A 12434-nucleotide genomic window follows, 5' to 3' on the forward strand; every position below is an offset into this window, starting at 1 on the left:
ACGCTTAGCAAGCGAACAAAAAGAATAAAGGATAGAACATGGCAGATATTAAACTTTCCAATGTAGTGAAGCGCTATGGTGATGCAACCGTTATTCACGGTGTGGATCTTGATATCAAAAAAGGCGAATTCGTTGTTTTTGTCGGTCCATCGGGCTGTGGTAAATCAACGCTACTACGTCTAATTGCTGGTCTAGAAGAGATCACCGATGGTGTTTTAGAAATTGATAACAAAGTGGTGAACCATGTTGACCCGGCTGAGCGTGGAATTGCGATGGTATTCCAATCGTACGCGCTATATCCGCATTTAACGGTTGAGGAGAACATGGGCTTTGGGATGAAGATGAATGGCTTCCCTAAAGACGAAATCAAAACGCGAGTAGACCGCGCAGCAAAAGCCCTACAACTTGATCATCTAATGGATCGCAAACCTAAAGATATGTCAGGTGGTCAGCGTCAGCGTGTGGCGATTGGGCGTGCGATTGTTCGTGATCCAAAAGTATTCTTGTTTGACGAGCCTCTATCAAACCTTGATGCCGAACTGCGTGTAGACATGCGCTTGCAAATTGCCAGTTTGCACCGCGAGCTTGATACCACGATGATCTACGTTACCCACGATCAGGTAGAGGCGATGACCCTAGCTGATAAGATTGTCGTATTACGTGATGGTCAAGTAGAGCAAGTGGGTTCTCCGCTTGAGCTCTACAACAGTCCAGCTAACGAGTTTGTAGCTGGTTTTATCGGTTCGCCAAAGATGAACATGCTACCTGCACACGTTACCAGTGTTGGTGATGATAGCATTACCATTTCATTACCAGATGAGCAGTCTATTAAGGTCAAGGTGGATACGTCTAAAGTAAAAGAAGGCGATAAGGTGAGCTTTGGTCTGCGTCCTGAGCATATTGCTTTGGATAACTCTGGTGAGCAGAAGCTTCATTTCTCAACACAAGCAGTAGAGCGCTTGGGGAACAGCACATACCTGTTTGGTATGGTAGCGGGCTTTGATAACTATCGAGTGCACGTTTCAGGTGACTTTGAAGTTGTTCGTGGTGATGAGTTGGATCTGAGTTTCAATGTAGAAGATTGCCATATCTTCTTAGATTCACTTTGTATTTCGAACATCTAACTAAAATGGGCTAGCAATCGCTAGCCCATTTTTCTATCCGCTACTTTTTATCCGCTACGTCAAGGCGAAGCGTGTCCATACTTTAGAGCGCCAGCGTCGAATCATTACGATACCGCGAACCCACTCATCCATACCAATAGCAATCCAAGCGCCTATTACGCCATAGCCCCAATGAATGCCAAGCAGATAGGCAAACAGAACCGCAATACCCCACATGCTCAAGATCCCCATTTTTACAGGGAACTTGATATCGCCAGCACCTTTGAGTGCGGCGATGAATATTAAGTTGGATACGCGTCCAGACTCGACAAATATTGATCCGCCAATAAGCAGTGCCACTAAAACAACAATTTCGCTATCTTGTGTGAACAGATCAATCAATGGATAACGGAACAGAAACAGCAGTACAACAATACCAGTCGATGCGATTAGGCCCACTAAATAGTATTTTTGAACTCGGCCTAAGATGTCATCGATCCAGCCTTTACCGATAAAGTAGCTGGCCTGAATTTGTCCGGCTTGCCCAAGAGCTAATGCAAAAGCAAACGACACGCGAGTGATGTTCTGTGCGTAAGTGTAAGCGGCAAGGGAAGAGGTTCCCATCTGCACCACAAAATATACGATGGTCATTTGCGCCATGTTGTAAGAGAGAATTTCTCCGGCGTTCATGGCACCGATCTTCATAATCTTTTTGTACAGTGCTTTAGGGATCTCGCGCCATTGGTTAAATGGCAGCTCAATGCGTTTTTTACGAACGACCCAGATCATCAATAAGGTACCGATCACTTGGCTGACTACTGTCGCAGTTGCAACGCCACTAACGCCAAAGACTGGCAACCCAAATGGTTGGTACAGCGCGACATAGTTACCGGCGATATTAATCACCCCAGCGATGAGGTTGATGACCATAGGGGATCGTGAGTAACCATGACTACGCAATATTGTAGTCAGTACTATGCCTATGGTGACATTGAACGTCATGGAGCCGCTGATGATCAGGTATTCGTAACCAAAGGCTGCTACTTGATCTTCAAGGCCAAATAGCGCGATAAAATGTTCCGCCCCTAAAAACAGTGACAGACTGAGAACGCCACCGACCACTACCGCTAACAAGATACTAGCAACACCAGTTTGTGCAGACTCGCTGAATTTGGATGCGCCGTTGTATTGAGCGATAAGTATTCCTGTACCACTGCTTACCATCATGGAAACAACAATCAAGAAGAAAGTAATTTGGGTAATAACACCAACAGCGGATACCGCTAAGTCGGAGTACCCACTGAGCATAAACACATCCGTGGTATTAAGTGCGGTTCTTAGCAAAACTTCAATAAAGATTGGCCAAGTCAACGCTACGATATTCATTCGTTTGTTGAGCGCTGAAGCATTTTCAGACATTCGATTACGCCTAATTAAATAGAGGAGCTGATTAAAGGGGCGGCAAGTGTACTCTCAAATAGAGTAAACGCAATACCACTAGTAAAGGTAGGGGATAGTTTGACATATTCCGAACTATTGTAAACGTTCTCATAGAAGATCGAGAATGCGTAAGAATTACAGCAGCAAAATTCGGTAAAAAAGGAGACCAAGATCTCGATGTTACACTATGAAACGTTCAGAGAGCTTGTTTTTACATGATGTGTTAACCATTTCAAACAAATTAAACAACTCGTTACAGATGTTGTTACGTTTGTAAATTTTTTTAACTTCCTCACATTAATTGTTCATTTTATCACTATACTCTGGGTTAAACGTTTTCACTTTGAATGCAATTTAGTCAAACAATAACGTTTTTATCCCCTACACAAACACTATAAAATTAACAAATAGGACTTGTTCAATGAAAAAGTTAACTCTTCTAGCTGCGCTATGTGCTGGTATGGGCTTCGGAACTCAAGCAGTTGCAAGCACAACAGTAGGTTTTACTATCTACAAGTACGACGATAACTTCATGTCTGTAGTTCGCCAAGCTATCGAGAAAGAAGCAGGCCAAGACAGCGATACTCGCATCCTGATGAACGATTCTCAGAACAGCCAGTCTATGCAAAATGACCAAGTTGATGTAATGCTTGCTCGTGGCGTTCAAGCGCTTGCTATCAACCTAGTTGACCCTGCAGCGGCACCAACCATCATCCAGAAAGCGAAAATGGATGACGTGCCAATTGTTTTCTATAACAAAGAACCAAGTGCTAAAGCACTAGCAAGCTATGATAAGGCTTACTATGTAGGTACTGACTCTAAAGAGTCAGGCATCATCCAAGGTGACTTAATTGCTCAGCAATGGAAAGCGAATCCATCTTGGGATAAGAACGGCGACGGCGTTCTATCTTATGTTCTTCTTAAAGGCGAACCAGGTCACCCAGATGCAGAAGCACGTACTACGTACTCTGTAAAAACTATCAATGACAACGGCATCAAGACTGAAGAGCTACACATGGATACAGGCATGTGGGATACAGCGATGGCGAAAGATAAGATGGACGCATGGTTGTCTGGCCCTAACGGTAACAAGATTGAAGTGGTTATTGCTAACAACGACGGTATGGCAATGGGCGCAGTAGAAGCGCTGAAAGGTGCGGGTGCTGATATCCCTGTGTTCGGTGTTGATGCTCTAGCGGAAGCACTAGCGCTTATCAAGTCTGGTGAAATGGCGGGTACTGTGCTTAACGATGCAGACTCTCAAGCAAAAGCAACATTTGAATTGGCTCGTAACCTAGCAAATGGCAAAGCGGCAACTGAAGGCACTCAGTGGGAACTGAACAACAAAGTTGTACGTGTTCCTTATGTTGGCGTTGATAAGTCAACTCTAGAATAATCTCGCAAATAAGGGAGAAGTGATAACTTCTCCCTTAATCCCTACCAAGCATATCGATACCAATCATTAAAATTATTGGTATGGGATTGTTTTGTCTGATTTCTACCTAATACCAGATAATTAATAAGTGATGCCATGGAAAATCAACAGCATGAATTTCTGTTAGAAATGACAGGGGTGAGTAAGTCTTTCCCAGGGGTTAAGGCATTAGACAAGGTAAATCTTAAAGTTCGACCACACTCTATTCATGCGTTAATGGGTGAGAATGGGGCGGGTAAGTCGACGTTACTAAAATGCCTATTCGGAATATACGAAAAAGATGAAGGCGATATTGTTTTCCTAGGAAAGCATGTCGATTTTCAATCATCAAAAGAAGCATTGGAATCTGGGGTTTCAATGGTTCACCAAGAATTGAACCAGGTACTTCAATGTACCGTTATGGATAATATTTGGCTTGGCCGCTATCCAAAGAAAGGCCTCTTTGTCGATCACGACAAAATGTACCATGATACCAAAGAGATCTTTAAAGAACTCGACATCAATATTGATCCTAAAGTGAAAGTGAATACCTTATCGGTATCACAAATGCAGATGTTGGAAATCGCTAAAGCGTTCTCTTACGATGCAAAAATCGTGATCATGGACGAGCCAACCTCCTCTCTGACTGAGAAAGAGGTAAACCACCTGTTTACCATCATCAAGAAATTGAAAGATAAAGGGTGCGGCGTTGTTTATATCTCACACAAAATGGAAGAGATCTTTGCCATTTGTGATGACATCACCATTCTCCGTGATGGTCAATGGGTCGATACGCGCCCTCTTGAAGGTCTCACTATGGACTCTATTATCGCCATGATGGTAGGTCGTGAACTGACGCAGCGTTTCCCAGAAAAAAGTAATGTACCTAAAGAAACGATTCTTGAGGTCAAAAATCTCACCGCACTTAACCAACCTTCTATTCAAGATGTTTCATTTGAACTTAAAGCCGGCGAAATCCTAGGGGTTGCAGGTTTGGTGGGTTCAAAACGAACTGACATCGTAGAAACCATTTTTGGTGTTCGAGAGCGCAGCGAAGGCACCATTTTGCTTAACGGCAAAGAGATGCGAAATCGAGATGCGCATGAGGCGATCAACAATGGTTTTGCTTTGGTTACCGAAGAGCGTCGCTCGACCGGTATCTACGGCAATCTTGATATTACCTTTAACTCCTTAGTGGCGAACGTTGAGGAATACAAAACCAAGTCTGGTTTGCTAAGCAATAAGAAAATGAAAAGTGACACTCAATGGGTGATTGATTCAATGAGCGTGAAGACGCCGGGTCATGAAACGGCGATTGGATCACTGTCTGGTGGTAACCAACAAAAGGTCATCATTGGTCGCTGGTTGTTAACGCAACCTGAAATTCTCATGCTTGATGAACCAACTCGTGGTATCGACGTTGGTGCGAAGTTCGAAATCTATCAACTTATTTTAGAGTTAGCGAAGAAGAACAAAGGCATCATCATTATCTCTTCAGAAATGCCGGAACTATTGGGTATCACCGACCGAATTCTTGTGATGAGTAATGGTCGTGCTGCTGGTGTCGTCGAGACGAAGAATACTACTCAGAATGAAATTTTAGAGCTGGCCTCTCGTTACCTCTAGGAAAAATATTATGGACTCAGTAAAAACATTTGCACTAAAGCACCTCAAAGAAGGGGCTATTTATGCGGTTCTTTTTATCTTGTTAGCGGTAATCGTGATTCAAGAACCGTCTTTCTTAAGTTTACGTAATTTCAGTAACATCCTGACTCAGTCCTCGGTGCGTGTCATTATCGCTCTGGGTGTGGCTGGCTTGATTGTGACTCAGGGTACTGACCTTTCTGCAGGCCGTCAGGTTGGTTTAGCAGCGGTGGTCTCCGCGACGTTACTGCAATCCGTTGATAACGTAAACAAGGTTTTCCCAAGCATTGGTGAAGTGCCAATTGTTGCGGTTATCCTTGTTGTTTGTGCTATCGGTGCAATCATCGGTTTAGTGAACGGTATCATCGTTGCTTACCTCAAAGTAACACCGTTCATCGCTACTCTAGGTACGATGATCATCGTTTATGGTATTAACTCTCTTTACTACGACTCTGTAGGTGCATCACCGATTGCAGGTTTCGATGAGCGCTTTTCTGTGTTCACGCAAGGTTTTATACGGATGGGAGATTTTAGGTTCTCCTACATAACCTTCTACGCCATTATCGCCATCATCTTTATGTGGATTCTATGGAACAAGACGGTCTTTGGTAAAAACATCTTTGCAGTGGGTGGTAACCCGGAAGCTGCGAAAGTATCGGGCGTTAACGTACCAATGACGCTGTTAAAAGTGTACGCGTTGTCTGGTGTATTCTACGCTTTCGGCGGTATGTTAGAAGCAGGCCGTATCGGTAGTGCCACCAACAACTTAGGTTTCCTCTACGAGCTTGATGCCATTGCGGCCTGTGTGGTGGGTGGTGTGTCCTTTGCAGGTGGTGTCGGTAGTATCGCCGGGGTCGTTACCGGTGTTCTTATCTTTACCGTTATCAACTATGGTATGACTTATATTGGTGTGAGTCCGTACTGGCAGTACATCATTAAAGGTTCCATCATTATCTTCGCGGTCGCACTTGACTCAATGAAGTACGCGAACAAGAAGTAACTTCCAATAGGCGTCCATTTCGGGCGCCTTTTTGTTTCCTTTTCACAGCTATTGGTTAAATTTGTGTAATCGTTTAACTTTGGTTTTTGGGTTTAGGGTCCTTAACTAAAGGTGTTCATATCCACTTTTACGCTATCAGTAGCTGTTTTTTATTGAAATTAGTGTAAACGTTTACACTTTTTGCGCTTGATCACAGATCGATCTTGCTGGCTATTGCTACAATTTCCTCAGTTTGAGAATAACGAGCGTATTCGCGTAACAACTCGCTCAATAATCAGAGTTTAACGTAGGAGTGTAATGTGAAAGTACTAGTGACGGGTGGAATGGGCTATATCGGCAGTCATACCTGCGTTCAAATGCTGGAAAGTGGTATCGAGCCTATCATCATCGATAACTTGTGTAATGCGAATCAAGCCGTGCTATCACGCATTGAAGCATTAACGGGTCAAGCACCGACATTTTATCAGGGTGATATTCGCGACGAAGCACTACTTGACCGTATTTTTGAGGAAAATGAAATTCAGTCGGTGATCCATTTTGCTGGTCTCAAGGCTGTGGGTGAGTCTGTTGCCAAACCTATCGAGTACTATGACAACAATGTGAATGGCACATTAGTACTTGCACGTTCAATGAGAAAAGCAGGCGTGAAGAGTATTATCTTCAGCTCTTCTGCCACAGTCTATGGTGATCCAGAAGTAGTACCTATCACCGAAACGTCTCCTGTTGGCAATACGACTAATCCGTATGGCACCAGCAAGTTTATGGTCGAGCGCTGCCTAAGCGATGTATTCACATCGGACGAAGAGTGGAGCATCACCTTACTACGCTACTTCAATCCAGTTGGCGCACATCCCTCGGGCACTATGGGCGAGGATCCAAAAGGTATTCCGAACAACCTAATGCCATTTATTGCTCAAGTAGCTGTTGGTCGCCGTGAAAAGTTAGCGGTGTTTGGTAATGATTACCCAACACCAGACGGTACTGGCGTTCGCGATTATATTCATGTCATGGATTTAGCGGATGGTCACATCGCGGCGTTGAAAGCCGTTGGCCTTAAGTCTGGATTGCATATCTATAACCTTGGTACCGGCAAAGGCAGCAGTGTACTAGAGATGGTGGATGCTTTTGCGAAAGCCTGTGGTAAGCCTATTCCTTATGATTTGCAGCCGCGCCGTCCTGGTGATATCGCAGAGTGCTGGGCAAGTACGGCCAAGGCAGAAGCCGATTTAAACTGGAAAGCAACACGTACATTGCAAGACATGACCGCTGATTCATGGCATTGGCAGTCAAACAATCCTAATGGTTATGACAGCGAATAGACCGCTTTGTTATCCAATTGATTTTTAGAATTTAACTATTGAGTAAGCATTATGTCGAGCATTGAATTTAACCCAGTAGATCACCCACATCGCCGTTATAACCCTCTCACAGGCCAATGGATCCTAGTATCGCCACACCGTGCTAAGCGCCCTTGGAGTGGTCAGAATGAAGAGGTCTCTCACGTTCAATTACCAACTTACGATGAGAAATGCTTTTTGTGTCCGACCAACGAGCGCATTTCTGGTGATGTAAACCCAGATTACCAAGGCACTTACGTGTTCGGTAACGACTTTGCGGCTTTGATGCCAGATTCTCCGGATGCTCCTGAATCAGACAATCCGTTGTTTAAAACCCAAGGGGTACGCGGTTTAAGTCGCGTTATCTGCTTCTCGCCAGACCACAGTAAAACGCTTCCTGAGCTTAGCCCCCAAGAGCTTCGTTGTGTCGTTGATACTTGGAATGAGCAAATTGAAGAATTGGGCAAAGAATACCTTTGGGTTCAAGCATTTGAAAACAAGGGTGAAGCAATGGGCTGCTCACAGCCGCACCCTCATGGCCAAATTTGGGCGAACAGCTTTCTTCCTAATGAAATTGAGCGAAAAGACCGCTTAATGCGCGAATACTATCAGCAACAAGGCTCAAACCTGCTAGTGGACTATGTCACTGCAGAGATGCAAGACGGTTCCCGTACGGTAGTAGAAACAGAGCACTGGCTTGCCGTGGTCCCATACTGGGCGGCGTGGCCATTCGAAACGATGTTGCTCCCTAAGACACACATTCGTCGCATGAGTGAACTTAGTGAAGAACAAAAAGACGATTTAACGGTAGCAATTAAGAAGCTGACGTCTCGTTACGACAACTTATTTGAGTGTTCATTCCCTTATTCCATGGGTTGGCACTACGCGCCATTCTTTGATGAAGGTGAGAGCACAGAGCATTGGCAGCTGCATGCTATTTTCTATCCACCATTATTGCGCTCTGCAACCATTCGTAAGTTTATGGTGGGCTATGAAATGCTGGCCGAATCACAACGTGATTTAACCGCTGAGCAAGCAGCAGAGCGTCTAAGAGCATTGAGCGACGTTCATTACAAACAACAATAATTTAAGAATTTGATGTTGCTGCGTACCGAACGCATTAGTTGGTACGCAAACCAACATCAGGTATTGAGAGACGAAAACATGAAAGACCTAATCCAAAACGTAGCGAACTCTTTTGAAAACGTACTGGGCTACAAGCCGACACACGTTATCCAAGCTCCTGGTCGTGTAAATCTGATTGGTGAGCATACCGACTATAATGACGGTTTTGTCCTACCGTGTGCCATTAACTATCAAACGGTAGTTGCGGCCGCTAAGCGTGACGATAATCTCGTCCGTGTTGTGTCTGTGGATTACCAGGATGCTACTGACGAATTTGATATCACTAAAGAGATTACTTTCCAACAAGACAAGATGTGGGCGAACTACATTCGCGGTGTGGTTAAGTTCTTAATGGCTCGCGGTTATCAAATTGGTGGCGCGGACATTTCTGTGTCTGGCAATGTACCGCAAGGCGCAGGTCTGAGCTCTTCTGCGGCACTAGAAGTGGTTATCGGTCAAACATTTAAAACGCTTTATAACTTAGAGATCACGCAAGCTGAAGTCGCACTTAACGGCCAGCAAGCAGAGAATGAATTTGTGGGCTGTAATTGCGGCATCATGGATCAACTTATTTCTGCTGAAGGCAAAGAAAATCACGCATTGTTGATTGACTGTCGTAGCTTAGAGACTCAAGCAGTCTCAATGCCAGAAGATATGGCGGTTGTGATTATTAACTCCAACAAAAAGCGTGGCTTAGTAGACAGTGAATACAACACTCGTCGTGAGCAATGTGAAGAAGCAGCTCGCATTTTTGGTGTGAAAGCGTTGCGTGATGTCACTATTGAGCAATTTAATGATCGTGTCTCTGAGTTGGATGAGATGGTCGCTAAACGTGCTCGTCACGTTATTACTGAAAACGATCGTACGGTTGAGGCGGCAAAAGCACTAAGTACTGGTGATATGAAGCGTATGGGTGAGCTAATGGCACAGTCTCATGCATCGATGCGCGATGATTTTGAAATCACAGTGAAAGAGATAGACACCATTGTTGATATCGTTAAAGCGGTAATCGGCGACCAAGGTGGTGTGCGTATGACTGGCGGTGGTTTTGGTGGTTGTGTGGTTTCTCTTATCCCACCAACGCTTGTAGAAGCAGTTACGACGGCTATTGCAGAGCAATATGAAGCGGCTACAGGTTTGAAAGAGTCGATTTATGTCTGCCAAGCAAAAGATGGCGCAGGAGTTGTCTCACAATGATCACCACAAGCGAGCATTTTAGTACGATTGAAGACGCTATGACCCAATCAGCGTCATTTGATGGACTGCCTGCAAAGGTGATCCACCTTAAAAATGCATCTGGTATGACGGCTTCTTTTATGGATATCGGAGCAACGTGGCTGAGTTGCTCGCTCCCCTTGCCAGGGGAACAACGTGAAGTGTTGTTACGTTCGCCAAATATGGCTGAGCACATGAGGCAAGGGGCTTATTTTGGTTCAGTGGTGGGGAGATACGCCAATCGAATTGATAAAGGGCAATTCGAGATAGGTGGCACGTCGTATCAAGTCACTTGTAATAATGGCGAAAACGCTTTGCATGGGGGTGTAGAGGGTTTTGATAAGCGTCGTTGGAGTATCGACTCGCACACTGAATCAACTCTTGTTATGTCGTTACAGTCGGAAGATGGTGATCAAGGTTTCCCTGGTACGGCTAAGGTTCAAGTTGAATACCAGCTAACTGACGATAATGCGTTGATGATTACTTATCAGGCGTCTTGTGATAAGACAACGCCGATGAACTTGACCAATCATGCGTATTTCAACCTAGCTGGCGAATCTAGCACGGCGAAGAGCACGGATCATAAACTGCAAATGTGTGCTGATGCCTATCTACCTACTAGAGAGGATTTGATCCCTCTTGGTGAGCTAAAACCGGTAGAGGGAACCAGCTTTGACTTCACAGTGCTGAAGCAAGTGGGTCGAGACTTTTTGTCGGAGCAGGACCAAATCACAGCAGGTGGTTACGATCATGCGTTTGTGTTTGACGCCAAGCTCACTGATGGCTGCGCTGCGGTGGCGACATTGGAATCCCCTGAGCAAGATGTCTTGATGGAAGTCCAGACCACCAAGCCTGCAGTACAATTCTATTCGGGTAATTTCCTTGATGGCACACCTGGCTTAAGCCGCACTTACGATAAGCTTGATGGTTTAGCTCTTGAGACCCAGTTCTTCCCTGATGGGCCAAATCGCCCAGAATGGGGGAGCAGTAATGGTGTACTTGAAGCGGGAGAGAACTACCAACATCAAACCACTTACCGTTTCAAGTTTTAGTGTATTGGTGAAGTAACTCGTCTGGTAAAAAGTGAGCAGCTGCTCACTTTTTTTATGCCTTAGTGGAAGAGGCACGAACAATCAGTTCGCCTTCAACTTTTCGGATTTGCGACAGCAACGGCTGTTCTTGGATTTGTGCAAGGATATTATCTACAGCCAGCCTACCCATGTCAGCGTAAGGCAGTTCAATAGAAGAAAGTGCTGGGAAGCTCTCTGAGGCAATTTGTTGGTTGTCATAACCAACAACTGCAATGTCTTTAGGGATTTTTAATTGACGTTCAGCAATCGCTTGGTAACAGCCCATCGCCATATAATCACTACTACAAAATATAGCTTCGGGCGGAATAGCCAAATCCAGTAAACGATTTGTTTGCTCGTAAGCTTCTTTGAGGGACCAGTTGGCCTCTAAGACGTAATCCTCGTTAGGAATAATATCCGCATCAATAAGCGCTTGTCTGTAGCCATCAATACGTTGTGTCGATGCATACATCCAACTCTCTCCAGCTAACATAGCAATTCGTCTGTAGCCTTGATTCGTTAAGTGCTTGATGGCTTTATAAGCTCCGATCATATCTGCTGGTAGGATGGATGGCGTGTTTTGCTGATCGCTTATGGTGCAATTGAGTAAAACCGTCGGTAGGTGAGTTTGTACTCTTTGCGTTGAAAGCTCACGTGTCATGCTCGATGCATAAATAAGCCCCGCATAATCACCGTTATTGATCTCTGTTTCTATTTTATTGGCGAGTATTTCATCGTGATTGTAGCTAAAGGTAATCAGTAGATAGTCGTTGTTCCACGCTTCTTCTCTCGCCGTATTGACAGCGTCTATGAAAGGATCGTAACTGGTTAGCCCATTGACGACCATAGCAATTTTCTTCGACCTTCCTAACGCATGAGCGACCTTCTTGCTTTGATAGCCCAATTCTTTCGCAGTATCGAGAACTTTGCGCTTCGTTGCTTCTGAGATTTTTACCGTTTGAGAGCCATTGAGAACTAACGACACGGTAGGTTGTGATACGCCCGCTGCTGCAGCAATGTCACTCATAGTGATCTTTTTACTTTTCGTCATCTTGTCTCTGCCAATATTTTTATTAGCTATATATT

General features: G+C 44.6%; 10 protein-coding genes. 8 read left to right on the forward strand and 2 right to left on the reverse strand.

The features are described 5' to 3' along the window. The first annotated feature begins 38 nt into the window (after window positions 1-38). The gene (locus JKJ11_RS03425) at window positions 39-1124 is read left to right on the forward strand and encodes an ABC transporter ATP-binding protein (RefSeq protein WP_006071937.1); all 1086 of its coding nucleotides are present in this window, start codon (window positions 39-41) and stop codon (window positions 1122-1124) included. A 54-nt stretch (window positions 1125-1178) separates the two neighbouring features. On the opposite strand, the gene JKJ11_RS03430 is transcribed toward JKJ11_RS03425, so the two are convergent. Next, window positions 1179-2522, reverse strand: a complete 1344-nt coding sequence (locus JKJ11_RS03430; protein ID WP_006071935.1) for an MATE family efflux transporter — start codon at window positions 2520-2522, stop codon at window positions 1179-1181. A 442-nt stretch (window positions 2523-2964) separates the two neighbouring features. Here JKJ11_RS03430 and mglB point away from each other — a divergent pair, with 442 nt between their 5' ends. The 7 genes from mglB to galM all read left to right on the forward strand — a co-directional run bounded on the left by mglB (window position 2965) and on the right by galM (window position 11330). Beyond that, window positions 2965-3939 carry a galactose/glucose ABC transporter substrate-binding protein MglB gene (gene mglB, locus JKJ11_RS03435; RefSeq protein ID WP_006071934.1) on the forward strand — a complete coding sequence of 325 codons (975 nt, stop codon included), beginning with the start codon at window positions 2965-2967 and terminating at the stop codon, window positions 3937-3939. A 135-nt stretch (window positions 3940-4074) separates the two neighbouring features. Next, entirely contained in the window at window positions 4075-5583 is a 1509-nt protein-coding gene (mglA, locus tag JKJ11_RS03440) for a galactose/methyl galactoside ABC transporter ATP-binding protein MglA (RefSeq protein ID WP_006071932.1), read from the forward strand. Window positions 5584-5593: 10 nt separating this feature from the next. After that, complete coding sequence (mglC, locus tag JKJ11_RS03445) at window positions 5594-6601, forward strand: galactose/methyl galactoside ABC transporter permease MglC (protein WP_006071930.1); 1008 nt, start codon at window positions 5594-5596, stop codon at window positions 6599-6601. Between the two features lie 299 nt (window positions 6602-6900). Continuing rightward, a complete protein-coding gene (gene galE / locus JKJ11_RS03450; protein ID WP_006071928.1) occupies window positions 6901-7920 on the forward strand; it encodes a UDP-glucose 4-epimerase GalE in 1020 nt (339 codons plus the stop codon). A 51-nt stretch (window positions 7921-7971) separates the two neighbouring features. Beyond that, window positions 7972-9024 carry a galactose-1-phosphate uridylyltransferase gene (galT, locus tag JKJ11_RS03455; protein WP_252038744.1) on the forward strand — a complete coding sequence of 351 codons (1053 nt, stop codon included), beginning with the start codon at window positions 7972-7974 and terminating at the stop codon, window positions 9022-9024. Between the two features lie 78 nt (window positions 9025-9102). Next, the gene (gene galK, locus JKJ11_RS03460; RefSeq protein WP_062457044.1) at window positions 9103-10260 is read left to right on the forward strand and encodes a galactokinase; all 1158 of its coding nucleotides are present in this window, start codon (window positions 9103-9105) and stop codon (window positions 10258-10260) included. Next, window positions 10257-11330 carry a galactose-1-epimerase gene (galM, locus tag JKJ11_RS03465; RefSeq protein WP_252038745.1) on the forward strand — a complete coding sequence of 358 codons (1074 nt, stop codon included), beginning with the start codon at window positions 10257-10259 and terminating at the stop codon, window positions 11328-11330. Before galK ends, galM begins: the two co-directional genes overlap by 4 nt. 52 nt (window positions 11331-11382) lie before the next feature. Here the strand turns inward: galM and JKJ11_RS03470 are convergent, their stop codons facing one another. Then, a complete protein-coding gene (locus JKJ11_RS03470; protein ID WP_252038746.1) occupies window positions 11383-12399 on the reverse strand; it encodes a LacI family DNA-binding transcriptional regulator in 1017 nt (338 codons plus the stop codon). Between the last annotated feature and the right edge of the window lie 35 nt (window positions 12400-12434).

It is taken from the genome of Vibrio sp. SCSIO 43133, assembly GCF_023716845.1.
Taxonomy (GTDB): Bacteria; Pseudomonadota; Gammaproteobacteria; order Enterobacterales; family Vibrionaceae; genus Vibrio; species Vibrio mediterranei.